The sequence below is a fragment of the Psychrobacter sp. FME5 genome (assembly GCF_014861375.1).
Lineage (GTDB): Bacteria > Pseudomonadota > Gammaproteobacteria > Pseudomonadales > Moraxellaceae > Psychrobacter.
In genome coordinates this window covers 1-20,890 of the sequence record NZ_RRYX01000049.1, presented here as the reverse complement: position 1 = coordinate 20,890, position 20,890 = coordinate 1, and the positions used below count along the sequence as shown (strand labels likewise).

The 20,890-nt window shown below is 43.3% G+C and carries 18 protein-coding genes and 1 pseudogene; 6 read left to right on the top strand and 13 right to left on the bottom strand.

The window, feature by feature from the left end; all coding sequences use genetic code 11:
• Nucleotides 1-336: 336 nt before the first annotated feature.
• The 3 genes from EI161_RS08145 to EI161_RS08135 all read right to left on the bottom strand — a co-directional run bounded on the left by EI161_RS08145 (nt 337) and on the right by EI161_RS08135 (nt 2,976).
• Nucleotides 337-888 carry a hypothetical protein gene (locus EI161_RS08145; protein WP_225735295.1) on the bottom strand — a complete coding sequence of 184 codons (552 nt, stop codon included), beginning with the start codon at nt 886-888 and terminating at the stop codon, nt 337-339.
• Between the two features lie 262 nt (nt 889-1,150).
• Nucleotides 1,151-2,062 (bottom strand): CDP-diacylglycerol--serine O-phosphatidyltransferase, encoded by a 912-nt coding sequence (pssA, locus tag EI161_RS08140; protein ID WP_413038496.1) that lies wholly within the window; start codon nt 2,060-2,062, stop codon nt 1,151-1,153.
• A 26-nt stretch (nt 2,063-2,088) separates the two neighbouring features.
• The gene (locus EI161_RS08135; protein WP_192529385.1) at nt 2,089-2,976 is read right to left on the bottom strand and encodes a 23S rRNA (adenine(2030)-N(6))-methyltransferase RlmJ; all 888 of its coding nucleotides are present in this window, start codon (nt 2,974-2,976) and stop codon (nt 2,089-2,091) included.
• A gap of 129 nt (nt 2,977-3,105) precedes the next feature.
• Between EI161_RS08135 and EI161_RS08130 the strand changes: the two genes are divergently transcribed.
• Nucleotides 3,106-3,861 carry a 2OG-Fe(II) oxygenase gene (locus EI161_RS08130; protein WP_192529384.1) on the top strand — a complete coding sequence of 252 codons (756 nt, stop codon included), beginning with the start codon at nt 3,106-3,108 and terminating at the stop codon, nt 3,859-3,861.
• Between the two features lie 63 nt (nt 3,862-3,924).
• The gene (dapE, locus tag EI161_RS08125; protein ID WP_192529383.1) at nt 3,925-5,142 is read left to right on the top strand and encodes a succinyl-diaminopimelate desuccinylase; all 1,218 of its coding nucleotides are present in this window, start codon (nt 3,925-3,927) and stop codon (nt 5,140-5,142) included.
• 80 nt (nt 5,143-5,222) lie between these two features.
• On the opposite strand, the gene EI161_RS08120 is transcribed toward dapE, so the two are convergent.
• The 6 genes from EI161_RS08120 to EI161_RS08095 form a co-directional block, all read right to left on the bottom strand.
• Nucleotides 5,223-5,750: a GyrI-like domain-containing protein gene (locus EI161_RS08120; protein WP_192529382.1), complete on the bottom strand. Its 528-nt coding sequence runs from the start codon at nt 5,748-5,750 to the stop codon at nt 5,223-5,225.
• A gap of 117 nt (nt 5,751-5,867) precedes the next feature.
• The gene (gene iscX / locus EI161_RS08115; protein ID WP_010196865.1) at nt 5,868-6,077 is read right to left on the bottom strand and encodes a Fe-S cluster assembly protein IscX; all 210 of its coding nucleotides are present in this window, start codon (nt 6,075-6,077) and stop codon (nt 5,868-5,870) included.
• Nucleotides 6,078-6,193: 116 nt separating this feature from the next.
• Nucleotides 6,194-6,721, bottom strand: a complete 528-nt coding sequence (locus tag EI161_RS08110; RefSeq protein WP_192529381.1) for an acyl-CoA thioesterase — start codon at nt 6,719-6,721, stop codon at nt 6,194-6,196.
• Between the two features lie 193 nt (nt 6,722-6,914).
• On the bottom strand, nt 6,915-8,294 hold the full coding sequence (locus tag EI161_RS08105) for an NAD(P)(+) transhydrogenase (Re/Si-specific) subunit beta (RefSeq protein WP_192529389.1): 1,380 nt from the start codon (nt 8,292-8,294) through the stop codon (nt 6,915-6,917).
• A gap of 14 nt (nt 8,295-8,308) precedes the next feature.
• Nucleotides 8,309-8,656, bottom strand: a complete 348-nt coding sequence (locus tag EI161_RS08100) for a proton-translocating transhydrogenase family protein (protein WP_225735296.1) — start codon at nt 8,654-8,656, stop codon at nt 8,309-8,311.
• A 135-nt stretch (nt 8,657-8,791) separates the two neighbouring features.
• Nucleotides 8,792-9,949: an NAD(P) transhydrogenase subunit alpha gene (locus EI161_RS08095; protein ID WP_192529379.1), complete on the bottom strand. Its 1,158-nt coding sequence runs from the start codon at nt 9,947-9,949 to the stop codon at nt 8,792-8,794.
• 487 nt (nt 9,950-10,436) lie between these two features.
• Here EI161_RS08095 and yaaA point away from each other — a divergent pair, with 487 nt between their 5' ends.
• Nucleotides 10,437-11,261: a peroxide stress protein YaaA gene (yaaA, locus tag EI161_RS08090; RefSeq protein ID WP_192529378.1), complete on the top strand. Its 825-nt coding sequence runs from the start codon at nt 10,437-10,439 to the stop codon at nt 11,259-11,261.
• 321 nt (nt 11,262-11,582) lie between these two features.
• Here the strand turns inward: yaaA and groL are convergent, their stop codons facing one another.
• Both groL and EI161_RS08080 read right to left on the bottom strand, forming a co-directional pair.
• A complete protein-coding gene (gene groL / locus EI161_RS08085) occupies nt 11,583-13,235 on the bottom strand; it encodes a chaperonin GroEL (protein ID WP_192529377.1) in 1,653 nt (550 codons plus the stop codon).
• 97 nt (nt 13,236-13,332) lie between these two features.
• Nucleotides 13,333-13,626, bottom strand: a complete 294-nt coding sequence (locus tag EI161_RS08080; RefSeq protein ID WP_192524420.1) for a co-chaperone GroES — start codon at nt 13,624-13,626, stop codon at nt 13,333-13,335.
• 585 nt (nt 13,627-14,211) lie between these two features.
• Here EI161_RS08080 and EI161_RS08075 point away from each other — a divergent pair.
• On the top strand, nt 14,212-14,967 hold the full coding sequence (locus tag EI161_RS08075) for a DUF3108 domain-containing protein (RefSeq protein WP_413038497.1): 756 nt from the start codon (nt 14,212-14,214) through the stop codon (nt 14,965-14,967).
• A gap of 117 nt (nt 14,968-15,084) precedes the next feature.
• On the opposite strand, the gene EI161_RS08070 is transcribed toward EI161_RS08075, so the two are convergent.
• Both EI161_RS08070 and wrbA read right to left on the bottom strand, forming a co-directional pair.
• Entirely contained in the window at nt 15,085-15,564 is a 480-nt protein-coding gene (locus tag EI161_RS08070; protein WP_225735294.1) for a hypothetical protein, read from the bottom strand.
• A 33-nt stretch (nt 15,565-15,597) separates the two neighbouring features.
• On the bottom strand, nt 15,598-16,212 hold the full coding sequence (wrbA, locus tag EI161_RS08065) for an NAD(P)H:quinone oxidoreductase (RefSeq protein WP_192524418.1): 615 nt from the start codon (nt 16,210-16,212) through the stop codon (nt 15,598-15,600).
• A gap of 304 nt (nt 16,213-16,516) precedes the next feature.
• Between wrbA and EI161_RS08060 the strand changes: the two genes are divergently transcribed.
• A complete protein-coding gene (locus EI161_RS08060) occupies nt 16,517-18,067 on the top strand; it encodes a YihY/virulence factor BrkB family protein (RefSeq protein ID WP_192529375.1) in 1,551 nt (516 codons plus the stop codon).
• Nucleotides 18,068-18,591: 524 nt separating this feature from the next.
• Nucleotides 18,592-20,838: pseudogene (locus tag EI161_RS08055) on the top strand (M66 family metalloprotease); the annotation flags it as partial.
• Between the last annotated feature and the right edge of the window lie 52 nt (nt 20,839-20,890).

Below are 20,890 nucleotides of genomic sequence, written 5' to 3'. Positions count from 1 at the left end.
ATAATTTGTTTCAATGAGTTAGCTGAGTTATTAATATGTAATCTACATATTAGGTATTCCAGTTTCCCCTAATGAGGTGCGTATTATAGACGGTTAATTTTCGAAGTCAAGTGGTATTTTTTATTTAGTTTGAAGTTTCTGGTTAGCTACTTATGTAGTTAGTCTGAACCTTCAATCTAATCGCTAATTCTTCTAGGTGGTAATCCACTTCCTAAACTAGCTTCCCTTTCGACTGGGTGGCATTATACGCTTGTTTGAGAGGCGGTCAAGCTAATATTGAAGTTTATTTTATAATTTCTAAAAACCACTAAAACTGCTTCGTAAAAAAGCCTTTAATTAAGGACAAAGATCTTTAGTCCACTTACCTGCGTTACTACCACGGGCACACTGATATTGTATACCGTACTGAACCCAATTCCAACTTAAACCAGACGGCTCATTTTCTAATTTAAAGCTAACACGATAACGCTCCGCACTAACGCTATCATCCATGAGACCAGAACGGGTAATTACAACGACGGCTGTACGTGGCTGAGCTTTTGATGGAAAGAAGAAAGTTTGCGCCAAGTCGTAATCTGCATCAACCTCATTAATACCACCATTGATTAAAGATAATTTTTCAAGCCCACAAGCAATAAGTCCTTTTTCGATTGCACAGGGCGCTGATGCGCGAGTCACTGCCCGGCCATTGACACTTAAAAACTTAAAGTTGGCTGGATTTGCCGCTTCTGCTCGAGAGATTACACTTGGTGAGTTGTTACTACTAGCCTGTACGGACAATGAAACGAAAGGCAAGGTAAGTAAAACGCTGGCGATTAAACCCTTTGACAGACGTATAGCAACACTTGAAACAGGCAATAAGTTTTTGACACTATTTAAATGCAACATAACAACCTCAGCTTTGACTATTAAGTAGATTAAGAGAAATACTAGAGCATGTTGAATGGACACCTTACACCATAGCACTTTATAGGATATTCAATCAAAGCCCATATCGGCTTTTTTATTTGCGCTAATTTATCACTTCCCTTTAGCAAACACATTATTACTTACCCAACAATCTATTGTGCACAAAAAAACCGCCTATTAAGGAATAAGCGGTTTGTATACGTTTATTGAATGAACATGCACTATAAAACAGTTATTAAAATTATTTTTCAGATTTGGCTTTTAAGGTTGTGACGATACCTGATAAAGCGTAGATAATACCAATCGCTAAAATACCGACAGGTATGTCATAAAGTACGATACTCATCACTAAAACGCCAATGATAAGCACCACGAAAGGTACTTTCTTTTTATCAAACTCTTTAAAGCTATAGTATTTAACATTACTGACCATCAGCAAACCACAGATGACTACCCAAGCGGCGAATAAAAACATAACCGCCGTATCGTATTGTCCAATCCATTGATTGTAATCGACCGCGACCATAACAGCAGAAGTAACCAAAATAGCCGCGAGCGGACTGGCCAAACCGACGAAATACTTTTTGTCTACTTCACCAATCTGTACATTAAATCGTGCTAAGCGGAAAGCACCGCAAGCGGTAAAGACAAATGCACAGCCAAGACCAATACGTCCTAACGGCTCTAGCGCAAAACTATAAATCAAAATAGCAGGAGCAATACCAAACGCTAACATATCTGCTAAAGAATCATACTGCTCACCAAATGGGCTTTGCGCATTGAGCATACGGGCAACCCGTCCATCTGCGCCGTCAAGAATGGCAGATAAGAAAATGGCTAAAGAAGCCTTATAAAATTCACCTTGGGTACTGGCTAAAATCGAATAAAAACCTGACAGTAATGATAACGTGGTAATCAAGTTGGGCGCTAAATAGACACCGCGACTGACCACCCGTTTGCCTTCGGCAACCTCTGCCTCAATCACCTCAAAAGTCAAACCATCATAGCCCTTGTTATCGGCTAAGCGAATACTAAACTCATGGTCATCAACGAAAGGTGGCTGAGTTGAAGCACTGTCTTGTAACGCTTCATCGTTTAGAGGCTCATTTGATTGATGGTTTGACTGGCTGTTGGGTGGTTGTATATTAGTCATCTCACTATCCTTATTTGTCGACATAATTATTCGCCGACTAGCCAGCGCACATTGGTCGCGCTATCAGGCGTTAAGTCTGGAGCATCAGCTACTTTTAGCGCAGGCTGTAAGAAACGTAGTATCTCACGCGCATGATTGTCAAACTGCCAAGGTGGATTGATAACCAATAAACCCGTGCCGTTAAGACCAACGGCCACATCGTTTGGATAAATATTTAGCTCACAAACCAGCTGGCGGCGCATTTCAGTACGCTTAAGCTTTTTATAAAATAGCTCAACGGCTTCGATGTTCTTGATTGGAAACCAAAGCGCATAAGTACCTTGCGGCCATTTATTATAAGAAGCGACTAACAGGTCGATCAAACGGGTAAAGTCTTTATGCTCTTGCTCATAAGGAGGATCAAGAAAAATCAGACCGCGCTTTTCTTTGGGCGGAATGACCGCAGTAATACCTTCAAAGGCGTCACGATGGTGAATACCAATCGGCAATTTATGCAGCTGATAATTTAACGCATCATATTCGCTGGCTTTGGCTTCAAACGCTTCACCGCGTACGCCAGCGTCTGGCTGTTTGACCAAGCTATTCTCTATATGATGGGCAATCCACCAAGGAGAGCCAGGGTAGACTTTGCTATCATAGGTAAAGCGCGCTTGCTTGATACCTTCTATATACTCTTTGATAGCGGCAGGGGCTTTATCCATATCTGCATTTAGCAAAGCTTGAATACCACCTTTGGCCTCGCCCGTTTTGCGCGACTCTTCACTGCTCAGTGAATACAGTCCACGGCCGCCATAAGCGTCAAGCACATAAAAAGGTTTGTTTTTTTGCCCCAATTGATTGAGCAGTTGTACCAATAAAATGTGTTTAACCACATCAGCAAAGTTACCAGCGTGGTAGGCGTGTTTATAGTTCATAATCTCAAAATTTTAAATAAGAAAAATTGCATCTATGGTAGCATAGGCAGAAGAAAAGATAACGATGGTTTTGGTAAAAAGGTATTGATTGGCTGTGTATTGATAAGCGATTGACAACGGCGAGACGAAATGACGAAGATTATTAGCAATCTTGATGTGACAAAGTTGGTGGTCGATAATCCGATAGGTAAAGATAACCCTCCCTTACTGTTTCCGCATGATGACGATGTTAGCCAAAAGCCACCAACCCAACATGAATTGCAGCCATCTGACTTTGAGATACAGTGGCAAGACAGGCTGACCGATAAGCAGCTGGATAAATTGGTCAATGATGGTTGGTTAATTATTGACGATGTGTTCGAAAGTAATGCATTATTAGCCTTACAAGCAGAAAGCGGTTTTATTGATTACCGTGATGCACAGCTAGCGGCAGGAATTCGCGTCAGCGATATTCGTGGTGATAAAATCCGCTGGATTACCGAAAATTTCTTTGCTGGCTATTATTATTTGCAAAGTATTAATGCGCTTGCGGCTTTATTTAATCGCAGTTTGTTCGCCGGTATTCGCTATAGTGAGGCGCATTATGCCTGCTACCCCAATGGTTTTGGTTATCAGTGGCATAGTGACAATCCTGCTGGGCGTGATGAGCGGGTTATCTCGGCGGTATTTTATCTCAATGATGATTGGTCAGCCAATGATGGCGGCGCATTAGAAATCGTCGATAAACATAGCATTCATCATAATGTGATGCCTGTGGCCAATCGACTGATAATATTTGATAGCGACCTACAACATCAAGTACAAATTGCCCATCGCCAACGTTACTCTATCGCCACTTGGATGCGCCGTGATGGTCTTATACCCTTTATCAACGAACCCACTTGATACCAAAACCCCTCCTATTCACGCGCATTTATCGTTGCAATTTATCATATAAAAGGCTTACTCATGTCTGAGACGGATAATCAAACAACGGCTCGTCAACAGGCGACCTATCAACAACAAACCTTAGACTTAAGTATCGCCCTACTCGAACGCCCTTCAGTCACTCCAGATGACGATGGTTGCCAAGATATATTATCAAAACGATTAGAGCAGGCAGGATTTGCCTGTGAGTTTATGTATTTTGGTGATAAACAAGCAAAAGGCGAACATACTGAAGTCAAAAACCTATGGGCGCGGCGTGGAAAAGGCAATCCAGTGATTTGCTTCGCGGGACATACCGATGTGGTGCCAACAGGCGACGTAAACAATTGGACCTATCCGCCATTTACCCCGACTATTGCAGATGGTTATCTGTGGGCGCGCGGTGCCGCTGATATGAAAACGGGGATTGCCGCCTTTACTATCGCGGCTGAGCGTTTTGTGAGCAATTACCCTAAGCATAATGGCTCGATTGCCTTTTTGATTACCGCCGATGAAGAAGGCCCATCAATTAATGGTACGGTCAAAGTAATAAAAGCATTAGAAGCGCGTCAAGAAAAAATCACCTATTGCCTCGTTGGTGAGCCATCAAGTACCGATACACTTGGCGATGTTATTAAAAATGGCCGCCGTGGTTCATTGGGTGCAGTGTTGACCGTCAGTGGTAAACAAGGTCATGTCGCCTACCCACATTTGGCAAGTAACCCTATCCATGCCGCCATGTCAGCATTAGCAGAATTGACAGACGCTACTTGGGATACTGGCAATGATTACTTCCCTGCGACTTCTTTGCAAATTTCAAATATAAATAGTGGCACTGGCGCGACCAATGTCATTCCCGAAACTTTAGAAGTCATATTTAACTTCCGCTTTTCGACTGAAACTACCGAAGATGAATTAAAAGAAAAGACTCATGCTATTTTTGATAGGCATTTTGAAAACAGCACAGCTAAATACGATATTCATTGGAAACTATCAGGTCAGCCATTTCTGACCGCAAAAGGTAAATTGGTCTCGGCATGCCAGCGTGCGATTAAATCTGTCACGGGTACAGAAACCACTTTATCCACCTCAGGTGGGACGTCGGACGGACGCTTTATCGCTCCGACAGGTGCGCAAGTGGTTGAGTTGGGCGTGCGTAATGCGACGATTCATCAGGTCGATGAAAAAGTAGAAATAGATGACTTGGGAAGATTGGCGCAGATTTATGAGAAAATTTTGGAAGGGTTGTTGTTGGATTAATTATCATCAATAAAAGCAAAAAGCGCCAATTCTGTATCAGATGGCGCTTTTTATGATTTAGCGTTTAGCAGTTGTTTATATTATTCAATACCAACATACAGATCAACTTGACCGTACTCTAGATTTCCACCGATATAATGCTCAAAATCGACGTTGTAAGTTCGTACGTGCTCACAGTTTCGATCATGGAAATATTCCCATGCCTTTTCCCACGCATTCATCACGGTATTAGGCATTCTACCTTCTTCAGAAAACACCATATACTTACCAGCAGGAATAGTGACTGTTACGACATCGCTATCATGAGCGGCACTAAGAATACTCTCAGCACTAAGGAGGTTCACACCCTCTCCTTCTGCTTGCTCGTTCTCTACCTTCCAACTGGCGACTACATCGAAGGCACCGACTAAATCCTCGCTTTCATAGTTATGGTAAACCCCATAAATATCTTCACCCTCAGCAAGATGGCTGACGTGATTTTGATAAAACTTTTGCCATAATCGACCTAGCTTAGCGGTATCGTGGCTAATTTCTGCGTTATTAGTAGTGCGAACGCTGATACCTTTAAAAGCTTGCGCTTCTGTTAGCTCTTTAATTTGTGCTGTCATGAGCGGTTTTCCTGTTTTTATTTGAGTTTATGGTTGTTATTAAGGGCTGTATAGAAATCAGCTGTGGAACTGACAGGTGTGTTCTATACAACCCCTAAAGGTAACAGGAAGATAAAGCTAGTCCGCCTCATCAATCCAATTCATTTGAATCGCTTCTAGAATGCCTTCGTTTGACTTTTGAGGATCATCATCAAAGCCTTCAAGCTCGGTCACCCAGCGGTGCAAATCGGTAAAGCGTATATACTGTGGATCGGTTTCTGGAAATTTTTCATACAGCTCAATGGCGATATCTAAGCTGTCTGTCCATTTTAACTTTTGCGGGATCATAGTGGCTCCTAAATTTTTAATTATTTTCGTAAAATAGTATTATAAAATAGTTCAGCCCCATCCTATCAAAGTTTATCAAATGATTATAGCCAAGTTCGTTATGCTGTCACTGATGACTAAGCCGATTTAACCGCTACTTGATGCTTGTTCCACGAATTAATAACCTCATTTAATTGCTCTCCTGTCATGTCCAAAATTGCTGGCAAACACTTACCTTTTTTATCAGTCAAAACAAACTTAGTCATACCCACACCCATTAATTGGTTTTTGACAAAGAAACGCGTTTCAAAATAGACGTATTTATTATCCCAGCCAACAAGCGTGCTATTTACGGTCATTTTATCCAGAAACTTAATTTCTTTGAGGTAGACCATCTCTTGCATAGCGATAATCCAGCCTAAGTTTTTAATACCTTTTTGATGACTGCATGCCATGAGCCAATTAGTGATGTTTAATTCTATAAAAGATAAGTAGCGATAGTTGGGCAGATGATCGCGAAAACCCATGTCATGTGGCAATACACGGTAGTAACGGACAATCGGTGCCATCAAAGTATCAATACTCAAAGGCTCGCTTACTGATTGTTTTTTAAGTTGCTGCTTTAGCAAATAAACCATAATAAAAAAACGTATCAACATATTCATAAAGGACTCTCTTGTTTAGTCTTATTTATAATTAGTGATTGTATAGAAAATATGGATACTACAAATTCTGATACCAAGCCCCTAAAAGCGGCATACTGTAACGCAAAAAAAGCCACCGCAGTGACTTTTTACACAAAGACTTTTTACTTAACGCTTATTATTCATAGAATAACGGCAAAGTTCATTTTAAAGATTAATGAGCACCATTAATACTACGAACCATCTCTTCAACCATCTTCTTGGCATCGCCAAAGATCATCATGGTTTTGTCCATATAGAACAAGCTATTATCCAAACCTGCATAACCCGTGTTCATCGAGCGCTTAATCACCATCACCGTTTGGGCTTTGCTGGCCTCTAGAATAGGCATTCCAAAGATTGGCGACGACGGATCATCTTTCGCAGAGGGGTTGACCACATCGTTTGCCCCGATAACCAACACCACGTCAGTACTGGCAAAGTCGGAGTTGATTTCATCCATCTCAAGAATATCATCGTAAGGCACATCGGCCTCGGCCAATAGGACGTTCATATGTCCTGGCATACGACCAGCAACCGGATGAATGGCAAAGCGTACATTGACGCCTTCTTCTTTTAACAGCTCATACAGCTCTTTGACCGCATTTTGTGCGCGGCCTTGCGCCATACCATAACCCGGTACAATCACCACGTTGCTGGCATTGGACATCAAGAACCCAGCATCTTCTGCTGACCCTGCTTTGTAGTTCTTTGGTGCGCCATCATCTGCGCCTGCGGCGACGGCTGACGTACCCATGCCACCAAACAAGACGTTGAGTAATGAGCGGTTCATGGCTTTACACATGATGTAAGATAAAATCGCCCCTGATGAACCGACCAGCGAACCGGCGATAATCAGCATCGAGTTGCCGAGGGTAAAACCAATCCCTGCTGCCGCCCACCCTGAGAATGAGTTCAATAGCGATACAACGACTGGCATATCACCGCCACCGATTGGGGCAATCCACATCCAGCCAAAGATGACCGCAATCACGGCCATAGCATAAAACGCGGGTAATGAATCAGTGACGAAATAGACCCCACCAAAACCAATCATCGCAATGAAAAGTATTGCTTGTACAGGTTTTACCCAGCCACCAACCAAGGTCTTGGCCCAGCTCTTCGCCGCCAATTTACCAAAGGCAAAAACCGACGCTGAGAAAGTAATCGCACCGATAAAGCAACCGATAAACAATTCGACACGGGCCACTGTGCCATGCTGTTGCTCCGTATGCAGTACGGTTGCCAAGGCAATCGCTACGGCTGCCAAACCAACGAATGAATGCATCAAGGCGACGGTTTCTGGCATTTGAGTCATGGCAACAGTTTTTGCCTTCCACATGCCGACAATAGCACCTAATATCATGGCCCCAATAATCAACCACAATACCGGACCTTCGGCTAAGAAGAATGTCGTGGCGACGGCAATCGCCATGGCAACCATACCCAAGCGGTTACCGCGAATCGCCGTTTTCGGACTAGATAAACCCCGTAAGGTCAAAACAAAAAGGATGGCACCAATTAAGTAGAACCAATCGGCATTGGCAGAAATCATGTTGGTTAAATCACTCATGCGTCGCCTCCATTCTCAGTCGTTCCAGTTTCAAGTGTAGGTGCTTTTTTCGGTTTTGGTTTAAACATCGCTAGCATGCGCTCGGTCACCGCAAAACCACCAAAGATATTGATACTGGCTAAAAATACCGCAAAGGCACCTAGCAAACTGGTTGGGGTAAATACTGACCCATCAATGTTAACGGTTTGGAGCATCGCCCCGACGATGACAATACTCGATAAGGCATTGGTCACCGCCATCAATGGCGTATGTAATGCTGGGGTCACGCCCCAAACGACGTAATATCCCACAAAAATAGCAAGTACAAATACGGTAAAAATCGCGACAAATGGGGTGCTACTCATGGCGGCACCAATGGGTGCTGCCGCTAAAATAGTGGCAATCATCTTATCCTCCTAAAAATTGTTTCGTGTCTGCCGAATGTATGACAATGAAATCGTTGAGACTCAAAGCTTAAAATATAAAGGGTAAGGCTTAGCTTAGCGTTTAGCCAGACGTACTTGATTGTCATGGGTCACGGCTAATGCACCCTGAATCTCATCTTCCATGTCTAGGTTGAGTGCCAGTTGAGTTGCTGAGGCATCGTCTGTCGCGGCAGGCGCCATTAAGGTGGTGATAAAATTGACCAGGTTGTTGGCATATAAGTCTGAGGACTGTGCCGCCAGCATGGATGAAATGTTGGCTGCTCCGACGATACGTACACCGTTGCCGGTGGTGATGGTCTCGTCAGGGACGCTGCCTTCGACGTTGCCGCCGGTACCAGCAGCCATATCAATCAGCACCGAACCTGCTTTCATTTTATCTAGCGTGGTTTTATGTACTAATCGTGGCGCTTGGCGACCAGGGATTTGTGCCGTGGTGATGACGATATCAGCATTGGTTAAGGCTTTGTCGACGACAGCGGCTTGGTCTTTGACATATTGTTCTGATGGCGTCCACGCATAGCCGCCAGTAGACTTAGCGGTCTCAGCTTCCTCGGCACTCATCGGCACATCAAGCCATTTACCCCCTAATGACTCTACTTGCTCGCGTGCGGTCGGACGTAAGTCGCTGGCTTCAACGACGGCACCTAAACGTTTGGCGGTGGCAATGGCTTGTAGACCTGCCACACCAACGCCTAAGATGACCACTTTGGCAGGCTTAACGGTTCCCGCTGAGGTCATAAACATGGGAAACGGACGCGAGTATTCATTGGCGGCGAGCAATACCGCTTTGTAACCGGCAAGGTTGGCTTGTGAGGATAAGACATCCATATTCTGCGCCCGTGATAAGGTGCGCGGCAACAGCTCCATGGCAAAGGCGGTGGCACCTTTGGCCGCATAGCTATCAAGCTGAGTATTACGATACGGGTCGAGCATGCCAATAACAATTTGCCCAGACGTTAAATGATTAGTGACTTCCGCAGGCAGATCATTGACGGTGGTAATAATTTGCGACTGGGTGATGACGTCAGCGCTGCTATTGGCAATGTCAGCTCCAGCCGCTTGATACAATTCATCAGCATAATAGGCGGCTTGACCGGCACCTGACTGAATAACGACTTCAAACCCAAGTTTGCGTAGCTTCTTTACTGCGTCTGGGGTGAGCGCGACCCGACTTTCATTTGCGCTATCTGCACTAATAACACCGATCTTCATACCGTCTCCTTACGTCTAATGACTATGCTTATGACTACTTTTTAACACCCTCAACTCACATCTAAAAAGTACAGGGGACAAAAAAACCTTTGGTCTCTGTTGGTTCAGGATTTAAGACCAAAGATTATCAAATTAATAAATGATAGCGACTTTGCCATCACGCCTTTTTATTATAAAGATATCATCCGCTAACTTTCATTGCCTAATGATGACCCACAAGTAAAATAAAAAGTTGGGTACTTACACCATCCCCATAACTTTTATTGTTATATTAAAAACTTTTGTTTTTCATAACTCATTTAATTCCTGTAAGCTGCTAGCATATAAATATACACGCAAAATTTACAATATTGACATATTTATATGCTAATAATTGAAATTACAAAACGGTTATCACTAAGTCAAGGTAAACTTGTAGATGACCTATAATAAGCAGGTTGGACACTATATAGTGATAGTTATTGATTCATTATAATAAGGAATAACGATGTATTTTTTACTCTCCCCTGCCAAATCTCTAAATGAGACAGAGGCTATCCCTGTAAATCTAGGTAACTACTATAGTCAGCCTGAGCTGATTGAACACTCGCAAACCCTGATGAAAAACTTGAAATCGAAAGAACCGATTGACTTACAAGAGCTCATGAGCATTTCTGATGATTTAGCCCAGCTCAATGCCAAGCGTAATCAAGACTGGGCTTGGAGTGATAATGAACCCTTCACGGACGATGCTTCTGGTAATACCGCCAAAGCTGCGGGTTATTTGTTTGATGGCGATGTCTATACAGGTCTTGATATGTATGGCATGGATAAGGACACGGCTATTTACGTCAATGAGCATTTGGGGATTCTGTCAGGGCTGTATGGTGTGCTCAAACCGCTCGATTTAATACAGCCGTATCGACTTGAGATGGGCACCAAGCTCAAAAATGAGCGTGGGGATAATCTATATGAATTTTGGGGTGAAGAAGTAACCAATACTATCAATTCGCGCATGGCTATGGCTGATAGCGATGATAAAGTACTGGTAAATTTAGCTTCTAACGAGTATTTTAAATCTGTAAAGAAAAAGGCGCTACATGCAGAAATTATCACGCCACGGTTTGAAGATGAAAAAAATGGCACGTATAAAGTAATTAGCTTTTATGCCAAAAAAGCACGTGGACTGATGGTGAAATATGCCGCTGATAATAAGCTGACCAAGGCAGAGCAGCTTAAGAAGTTTGATTTGGCAGGATATTATTATTGTGCGGAGGCGTCTGATGATAAAACGTGGACGTTTAGACGCGATGAAGCGAATCAGTATAGTTAAAATACTTTAAAAACGCTACGATACTGCGGGTATAGTTTTTTTGCAGCCTCTGTCTGCGTAGGCACAGCAACCAAGAAAAAACGGTACCTGCATACGTGATGTAGCGATATTGCTTCTCCCTGACTATAGTTTTTAAAAGATAGATCTAATTTGCATAAAAAACCCCGATAAGCCAAAGCCTATCGGGGTTTTATTTAAACTAGGTTTAACAAGCATTTATGGTTTGACTAAAGCAGTACGATTAGGCGACCGAGTAAAGATTGTACATCACGTACATCGAACGAGGTCAACAACATCGTACAAATTCAGTCGAGGCATAAACTACATCATGCCGCCCATTCCACCCATACCGCCCATTCCACCAGCACCGCCGCCCATAGCAGCCATACCGTCATCACTTTGCGGTAAATCAGTAATCATGACTTCAGTAGTAAGCATGAGGCCGGCTACAGATGCCGCGTTTTCTAGCGCTGAACGAGCTACTTTTGCTGGGTCAAGAATACCCATGTCAAGCATATCGCCGTATTCGCCAGAAGCCGCGTTGTAACCATAGTTGCCGCTACCACTCTTCACTTCGTTAACCACAACTGACGCTTCTTCGCCTGAGTTGGTCACGATTTGACGCAGTGGTGCTTCCATCGCGCGACGTAAGATATTGATACCGGCGTTTTGGTCGTCGTTATCACCACGTAGCTCAGACAATGCATTCATCGCACGAACTAGCGCAACACCACCACCAGGCACAACGCCTTCTTCGACCGCTGCACGAGTCGCATGTAGCGCATCATCAACACGATCTTTTTTCTCTTTCATTTCAGTTTCAGTCGCCGCGCCAACTTTGATAACGGCAACGCCGCCAGCCAGTTTCGCCATACGCTCTTGAAGCTTTTCTTTATCGTAGTCAGACGTTGATTCTTCAACTTGACGTTTGATAGATTCAACACGGTTTTCGATATCAGCGGTGTTGCCAGCGCCATCAACGATTACGGTGTTTTCTTTACCAACAGTGACTTTCTTAGCGGTACCAAGCTGCTCAAGGGTCGCATTTTCTAAGCTTAGGCCAATCTCTTCAGAGATAACCGTGCCACCCGTTAGCGTCGCAATATCTTCTAGCATCGCTTTACGACGATCGCCAAAACCTGGTGCTTTTACCGCACAAGTTTTTAAGCCGCCACGCATATTGTTGACAACCAATGTCGCCAACGCTTCGTTTTCGACGTCTTCAGCAATGATTAGCAATGGCTTGCTCTGCTGCATCACTTGCTCAAGCAGTGGCACGATTTCACGGATATTGCTGATTTTTTTGTCAACCAATAAGATATATGGGTTTTCAAATTCAGCGGTTAAGCTGTCTTGCTTATTAGCAAAGTAAGGGCTGATATAACCACGGTCAAACTGCATACCTTCTACAACTTCTAAGGTATCTTCAAAGCTTGAACCTTCTTCCACGGTAATCACACCTTGCTTACCGACTTTTTGCATCGCTTGGGCAATCAGCTCACCGATTTTGGTGTCTGAGTTGGCAGAGATAGAACCTACTTGAGCGATTGCTTTTGAATCGTCCGCTGGGGTCGATAATTCATGGATTTGCTCAACCGCTGCACGAACGGCTTTATCGATGCCGCGTTTTAGATCCATCGGGTTCATGCCAGCAGCAACTGATTTCATGCCTTCTTGCAAGATTGATTGCGCCAATACGGTCGCTGTGGTTGTACCATCACCAGCAACATCGTTGGTGCGGCTAGCAACTTCACGAACCAATTGCGCGCCCATGTTTTCAAACTTGTTTTCAAGTTCGATTTCTTTGGCAACCGAAACACCATCTTTAGTGATGGTTGGCGCGCCAAAAGATTTATCAATTACCACGTTACGACCTTTAGGGCCTAACGTTACTTTTACCGCGTTTGCTAGAACGTTTACGCCGTCCATCATTTGTTTACGGGCATCAATGCCGAATTTTACGTCTTTTGCCATGTTAAATTACTCCACTATTATAAGTATGAGAATGCAATTGAATGAGTTGATTTAGTATTGTTATAAATATGCTGAGTATAGAAACACTCAAAAAGGACTAGCCTTCTAGCACACCCAATACATCAGCTTCTTTCATAATAAGTAGCTCTTCGCCGTCAACTTTCACGGTTTGACCAGCATATTGACCGAACAAAACTTTGTCGCCAGCTTTTACATCTAACGCGCGAGTTTCACCGTTGTCACGAATCTGACCGTTACCAGTTGCGAGCACTTCACCTTGTGAAGGCTTTTCTTGCGCAGAACCAGGAAGCAAGATACCACCAGCCGTTTTTGTTTCTTCTTCTATGCGGCGGACAACAATACGATCATGTAAAGGACGAATATTCATCAATATGTCTCCAATAAGTTAATTGTTTAAATGAAAAATTTATTTAGTTTGATTGTCTCAATACTTATCTTTTAAAAGCTGTTTTCTAGAAACCTTGTAATAAAGATAAGCGTCGAGCTTGTTTCAAAAAGTGGGGGCATGGACAGTACGCTTCAAGTGTAAAGCCCAAAAATTTACAAGAATTTTTCAATTGATAGCATGTTTATCTGTAAGCGAGACGAGATTGCCTACAAGGTCCAAAAATAGAGCCATTAATGCGCGTATACAATCCATCATAAGACTATATAAGAAATAGCGCTATTGACTCTACATATCAGCTATTTTACTCGCTGTTTTTTACTCAATTTACAGCAAGTTACTCAGAGTAATAGCGGTATCTCGTTCAGTAACATCAGCTACAAGAGCCACACGTCAGCGTATGGCTCTCCTCTTGAAAATGTAACATTGTATAACCATTATAGTCTGTGAGACCATAACAACACTTATAAAACAATCGTTACTACCATTCAAAATTATCTTATAGGCTATTTATATACTGGTAAGCTATTTATCTAAATTGTTTAAGGAATATCCATGAGTTTTTTATCAATGAAGCAAAAATCAGTCCGTGCTGACTCTAATAACACCAAGCCTTATAAATCTAAATTTCTAACCGCTTTAACCACTGGCGCCAGCATTGCTGCTATCGGAGCTTTGAGTATGACCGCACCTACCCTTGCCAGCGCAAAAAACATTGAACCTTCAAGCGCCAACTATAGCTTTACCGTCGAAGATAAATATAAAGGTATTGCCACGCGTACCTTAAACAAATCAGGTAATACCTGGAAATATAATGTCAATGCACGAGTGGCAGGTGTCGCAACGGCGTCACAAAACAGCACCTTTACCCTAGATGGTAATAATGTTAGCCCAACCCAAGCCAGTACCACTTATAAACTATTGGGTATCGGTCGAACCCATAAACTGGGCTTTAACCCGAGTAGCAAAAAAGTCGTGAGTAACTATAAAGGCAAATCGACTACCATGAATATGGCGCAACAAGCCTTTGATGACTTGAGTTTAGAAGTACAAATTCGCCAAGATTTATTGAATGGTAAATTCTCTGGTAATTACTACATGGCGAAAAAAGACAAAATTGAGAAAACACCCTTTAAAAAATCGGGTAATACTAAAATTACCGTACCAGCAGGAACATTTGATACCGTGCGTGTCGACCGTATCCATGATGACAACAGCCGCTCTACCAGTTTTTGGCTGGCACCAAGCTTAGATTACTTACCCGTTAAAGTCAGCCAAATTAATGATGGCAAAAAAATGGATCTAGAATTAACTAAGCTTAATTAATAGACCTGTCTGTAAAAAGCAGGATATCTAAAAATGCATTTCATGATAAAAAGCGGCGCTCTAATTAGAGCGCCGCTTTTTTATTTTAATATTATTTATGAGTAGTGAATGAAACCGCTAACGTGAACGCGGTTGTTTGACGACGTTATTCATCGACGGCAGACGCTTCAATAAAACAAACAACCAGACATTGATGGCAAACAATAGAAGGAAGTCCAGCAGATAAACCACTATCTCAGCCCAACTACTGCCATAAGCACGGGTAAACAGTACCACACCACTCGCACCCAAATAAACCAAGGTAAACATACTGCCTATCAATAGCGCATAGGGCGAACGTCCACGTAATATCGACGGCGTTAAGACAAACGCTGGTACCAACCATAGCGCTTGCCAAGCGATGCCGCCCACTATATCTGGGCTGCTAGCATTAAAAATGTTTATTAAAATAGGCAGAGCTATTAATCTAAAAGCCAGCCAGACCAACCAAGTGACCATTAAACGCTGGCGGATGGGCGCGATAGGCTTACTGGGTTTAACGAGTTTGCCAGTGTTGGTAGCAGGTGTTTGATCGGAACGATCAGAAGTATTTGGCATGAGAGAGCTATCTTTCCTTATCAATAAAACTGCTTAGCGCCAATTTGCTTGGACTAACGCTTTGGCACTAATGGCTAAGCGACGCCCTTGAGCAATGGCCAGTTCACGCTCATCAGCAGACACCGCCTGATCATGTGCAGCACCGCTGACGTGGCTTGCCCCATAAGGCGATCCACCACGACTGGTACGATTGAGTGCGGGCTCAGCATATGGCACACCCACAATCATCATGCCGTGGTGCAATAGTGGCATCATCATCGTTAGTAGCGTCGTCTCTTGTCCACCATGCATCGAACCGGTGGCAGTAAATACAGCGGCGGGTTTATTTTGTAAATTACCGGCCAGCCACAATGTGACTGTATTGTCCCAAAAATACTTCATAGGTGCAGCCATGTTGCCAAAGTGCGTCGGACTACCAAGTGCTAAACCTAGACAGTCTTTTAAATCATCCATGGTGCAATATAAGTCGCCTTCATCAGGGATACTTGGCTTACTCGCGGTGGTTTCGGGCGCTACCGTCGGCACCGTACGAATACGAGCTGTCATGCCAGCATCTTCAATTCCTTGAGCGATAGCATAGGCTAATGTTTTTGTCGTACCATAATTTGAATAATAGAGCACCAAAACATAAGGGGCGGTCTGACTCATTAGCAAAACTTCCTCATAAAATTATTAACATAGTTTTCTGCAGCAACCTCTATGTCTTTGAGTCTTTGACGATGCCATAAACTTCAAGACACTACCTGTATCTGACAATTAGCTAGCAGCGTAGATATATGGGCACATTATGCCCGAGTCGTTCACTGACATGCAAACTGCCGCGCTATATATATTATAGCGACTAACACTCTGTAAGCGATATCGCTATGCAATTCGACACAATTAAATGGCAGATGATAACGGCATATTTTTGTTACACTACTGTCACTCTAATACCTGCTAAATGGTCAATATGGAAAATCTATCTAAAAAAATCCCGTTTTTACAACAACGCTGGTTTCAGTTTTTACGATTCTTAGCTAGGCACTTTTTGGAAGACAATTGCCAACAAAAAGCCGCCTCGCTAACCTACACCACCATGCTATCGATTGTTCCTATATTGACCGTACTACTGATGATCCTTTCATCAGTACCAGCACTCGCTTCTGTCAGGGCACAGATTTATGAGGTAATCTATAATAATTTGCTGCCACAATCTAGTCTGCAAGTCAGTGAGTACATCAATAACTTCGCTGAAAAATCGTCTAACCTAACCATCATTGGTGCGATGGTGTTGTTTTTTACCACCATTATGACCTTGACGACCATTGAGCGTGCTTTTAACCAAATCTGGCGAGTAGAAGATCGCTCAGGTGGCATCAAAAGCATGCTGCGCTACTGGACTATCGTTACTTTAGGGCCACTGGTGTTAGGTACAGCATTCATCGCCTCCAGTGCGGTACAAAGCTTAAGCTTTTTAAATCAACAAATCGCAGGCTACGGTATTGATTGGTCTTTTTGGGTACAAGCAGTATCGATTGGTATCACCGTCGCTGGATTTATTGGCATGTATTGGTTTATCCCTAAAGCACGCGTACCCGTAAAAAATGCTGCGATCGCTGGATTATTTGTCGCCATTGTATTTGAGCTGATGAAGCATCTGTTTGGTACGGTAATGGCCAACTTTACCAGTTATGAAGCTATTTACGGGGCTTTTGCCGCGCTGCCCATATTTTTATTATGGATTTATTTATCATGGAATCTTATTCTATTGGGCGTTGAAATTAGCTATACCCTCACTATTTTTGAAACTGAAGAGGTCTATCCTCGCCACCCATTACTCAGCTTATTAGACATGCTAAACCTACTGTACACCCATCATCTAAAAGGTGAGGCTGTCAGCGAACCAGCACTGCGTAGTGTATTGGGCCGCAAAGAGCTGCCGAAGTGGTATACCTATATTAATTACCTACAAGACAGCAACCTCATTACTATGACTGAAAATGATGATTATGTCCTCAAAAAAGACTTAGGCAATATGACCTTATGGGATTTTTATCGCACCCTACCCTATCCTCTACCGATTAAGGATGAACTTGATGAGATGAATCCCGAAGACCAAAAACCTTGGCTCAGTTTATTGATTAATCGGTTTGAAAATACGGAAGCCTACGCTAAAGAGCAATTAAATATCCCATTGAATACCATTTTTGCCAATAGCGAGCCACGTAAAAAATCAGACGATGAAAAATTGGGTTTTGGCAAACATGGTAAATCAAAATTTTTTAGAAAGTCTGGTTTAGCGACACCCAGTCATTTGTCTAAAAACCATTTAGAGACAGATAGCCACACACCGCGCTTTGATCCCATGACTTACGATAAAGACAGCGACATAGAGTGCGATGATCGCAACAATGAAATCATTATTCCTCAAGATATCGGTGATGACTCTCATGCAAATCACCATAGAGTAAATAACAAAGACGCTATCATTACTGAGGCAGATAACCCAAAAGCGCACTAAGGCGTTAGAGATTAATTAAACTCTAACGCATAACAAATAGTTTATCATAAGTACACAAAATAAATTTATTGTTATAAAAAACACAAATATCGTACATAATATTAACATAGCTGTTATATTGCTCCACACTATATTAGTGAGGGTCTAAATTGAAAATTATAACAGCACTTCCATTAAAGGCATTAAGCATTGCCATTGTTTCTATCATGCTTTCTGCCTGTGGAGGAGACGATGATAGCACGCCACCAGCAGTGCAACCTCCAGTTGACTCAGTTGAGCCCCCTACAGTAAAGCCACCAGCGACAAGTATCCCAGCTACGCCAATTGGACCAAGCAAACCAAGTATTCCTTCAACACCAATCGGACCAAGCAAACCGAGCATTCCCTCGACACCAATCGGACCAAGCAAACCGAGCATTCCCTCGACGCCAATTGAGCCTAGTACACCAAGCATTCCTGCTACGCCAATTGAGCCGAGCAAACCAAGCATTCCTTCGACACCAATTGAGCCGAGCAAACCGAGCATTCCTTCAACACCAATTGAGCCAAGCACACCAAGTATTCCTTCGACACCAATCGGACCAAGCAAACCAAGTATTCCTTCGACGTCAATTGGACCGAGTACACAGCTCAAATATCCAGAGCCAAAGAAAGATATCGCTGATGCGTATTTATTAGGGTTCTTTGACCACGCGGGCAGAGCAGGAGCGATTCGAGACATCCGTCCAGACCTAGTGGGTACTTTCCAAGCTATGATTCAGTTTGGCCAGAACCATACCGTTGACCCACAAGGCAACGAAGCAAAAAACATGCCGCGCCTGACGGCAGAAAAAGAAGCGCTGTTATTAGTGACGCCTACTCCTGAGATGGGTGACGTTACTAAGCTCGTGGCAGAAATCTATAAAGATGGAGCTTTATTACGCAGCGTCAACTTAGCTGATCCGACTCAAATACCAGCCACCGATCAGACCAATACCGATCAACGCCCTCGTGTCTCTTACAGTAATCGCGCATGGTCGACCAAACTCAAATGGAATGAGGTAGAGGGTGGTCTTAAAATCCGCATTGTGGATGAGCAGAAGCGTAGCGGTGAATTGTTAGAAGATAAAATAGACTTTGCCGCACCAGGCGAGTTGGTATTGACTAATATTCGTCTGGGTATGCTAACGGATGCACCTCAATCTTGGGGTCATTACATGTTACGCGACCCAGAAAGAGCGGGTTCAGATTACTTCCAAACCATTCCAGCGGCACAAATGACCGTTGCTGTATATGACGACATGAAGCTTGATCGAGTGATGGTAGGCAATGGCACCATCTATGATTCGGTGAGTAACTCGAACGGTGGCGTTTATGATGGCGATATGCGTGAAAACACCGCAAAAGCGACCTTTGGTGTCGGTATGAACTTGGCCAATTGGGGCGTGACTAGCGCATCGCTACACAGCCAGGAGCAGCCACAGCTGACTCAAAACGTCAACGCGCATCATGCACGCGGTAAATATGCCAATGGCCAAGCTAACCACGGCTTAAGTGGTGGTAATGGTATGCTGACTATTATCGATTCTGTGGGTAATGAGTTTAGTCACGAAATCGGCCATCACTATGGCTTAGGTCATTATCCTGGTGCAGTAGGCGATGATCATTTCTGGGCCGAGCATCATGCCGATAGTGGCTGGGGTTATAACAGCCTAAGAAATAAAATGCGTGGCAATTTAGACTGGCCACGACAAGTTGAAGGTGATGGCCTCAGTGGCAAACCTCTTTTCTTGGCCACCTATGGCTATGGCCGCGACGCGATGTCTGGCGGCTCACAGAGTGGCGCTTATTCAGACTACACCCATTACACCGGCTACAGTACCAAGATAAAAATACAGCCAGCATTTGATCGGGCAGTATTCGACGCTGATTCACCGACGGGCTATAAAAAATGGAATGCTGAACTCAGAAAAATGGAAGTGTTCCAGCCTAAAGTACCGAGGTCTGGTAATGTTTGGTATAACAGTGCCGATGGTAATTACTTAAAAGCGCGCTTACCAGGTGTGCCGGTTTTCACCATCCTAGGCGGGTATGACCCTGTGGCGCAAAAAGGGATTATTTATCCTGAGGCACGTGGTAACTGGGGTAATGTTTTTGATCTACCGACGCCGAATAACTCGCTAGAAGCGGCAAGCTGCTGGTTGAGCGTCACTTATAGTAACAAAGTTGACAATATCGCTTTAGCTCCTAACCGGATGAATGGCAATGCCAATAAATTCCATGTCAACTTAGCGATTGCTGAAGACCCAAAAAAGGTGGATTTGTACTGTAAAAAAGCCAATGAAGCACAAGTACAGCTATCGACAATTGATATTCGTCAATATAGCGATCCTATTAGACCAGCAGTTACCTTTGGTAAAGATTATGGCTATACGGCACTAAGAAAGGTGGAGTTACCAGAATTAGAGCAGCAACTTATCACCCAAGCAGAGAATCCGACGGTTGTTTTGGATGCCAAAGGTAAATTGTTATATGATTCTTATAAAGAGTATCGTGATGAGCTCAGCCCGCAAGCATTGGAAACATTAGAGCGTTATGAGCAGCAGCAAGAAACTCTAAATCGCTTAAACCGTTGGGTCAATGTGTATCGTACTGATTTAATCAAGAAAGAGCCTGAAGCACTCAGCGAATTTCAGCAGTTTGTTAAATGGTTAGAGCTACAAGATGACAAACCTTTAGAAAATGTTACTACTATACGTAACGGCAACAACTGTCTTAAAGTTGAAAAACTAGGGCGTGTCATCAATTAAGCCAAACCACGCAAGAGACCAGATGAATCGCACT

What these genes read in the sequence shown, in the direction of transcription:
- EI161_RS08145 (WP_225735295.1), bottom strand. Translation starts at nt 888, where the DNA reads ATGTTGCATTTAAATAGTGTCAAAAACTTATTGCCTGTTTCAAGTGTT.
- pssA (WP_413038496.1), bottom strand. Translation starts at nt 2,062, where the DNA reads ATGACTAATATACAACCACCCAACAGCCAGTCAAACCATCAATCAAAT.
- EI161_RS08135 (WP_192529385.1), bottom strand. Translation starts at nt 2,976, where the DNA reads ATGAACTATAAACACGCCTACCACGCTGGTAACTTTGCTGATGTGGTT.
- EI161_RS08130 (WP_192529384.1), top strand. Translation starts at nt 3,106, where the DNA reads ATGACGAAGATTATTAGCAATCTTGATGTGACAAAGTTGGTGGTCGAT.
- dapE (WP_192529383.1), top strand. Translation starts at nt 3,925, where the DNA reads ATGTCTGAGACGGATAATCAAACAACGGCTCGTCAACAGGCGACCTAT.
- EI161_RS08120 (WP_192529382.1), bottom strand. Translation starts at nt 5,750, where the DNA reads ATGACAGCACAAATTAAAGAGCTAACAGAAGCGCAAGCTTTTAAAGGT.
- iscX (WP_010196865.1), bottom strand. Translation starts at nt 6,077, where the DNA reads ATGATCCCGCAAAAGTTAAAATGGACAGACAGCTTAGATATCGCCATT.
- EI161_RS08110 (WP_192529381.1), bottom strand. Translation starts at nt 6,721, where the DNA reads ATGAATATGTTGATACGTTTTTTTATTATGGTTTATTTGCTAAAGCAG.
- EI161_RS08105 (WP_192529389.1), bottom strand. Translation starts at nt 8,294, where the DNA reads ATGATTTCTGCCAATGCCGATTGGTTCTACTTAATTGGTGCCATCCTT.
- EI161_RS08100 (WP_225735296.1), bottom strand. Translation starts at nt 8,656, where the DNA reads ATGAGTAGCACCCCATTTGTCGCGATTTTTACCGTATTTGTACTTGCT.
- EI161_RS08095 (WP_192529379.1), bottom strand. Translation starts at nt 9,949, where the DNA reads ATGAAGATCGGTGTTATTAGTGCAGATAGCGCAAATGAAAGTCGGGTC.
- yaaA (WP_192529378.1), top strand. Translation starts at nt 10,437, where the DNA reads ATGTATTTTTTACTCTCCCCTGCCAAATCTCTAAATGAGACAGAGGCT.
- groL (WP_192529377.1), bottom strand. Translation starts at nt 13,235, where the DNA reads ATGGCAAAAGACGTAAAATTCGGCATTGATGCCCGTAAACAAATGATG.
- EI161_RS08075 (WP_413038497.1), top strand. Translation starts at nt 14,212, where the DNA reads ATGAAGCAAAAATCAGTCCGTGCTGACTCTAATAACACCAAGCCTTAT.
- EI161_RS08070 (WP_225735294.1), bottom strand. Translation starts at nt 15,564, where the DNA reads ATGCCAAATACTTCTGATCGTTCCGATCAAACACCTGCTACCAACACT.
- wrbA (WP_192524418.1), bottom strand. Translation starts at nt 16,212, where the DNA reads ATGAGTCAGACCGCCCCTTATGTTTTGGTGCTCTATTATTCAAATTAT.
- EI161_RS08060 (WP_192529375.1), top strand. Translation starts at nt 16,517, where the DNA reads ATGGAAAATCTATCTAAAAAAATCCCGTTTTTACAACAACGCTGGTTT.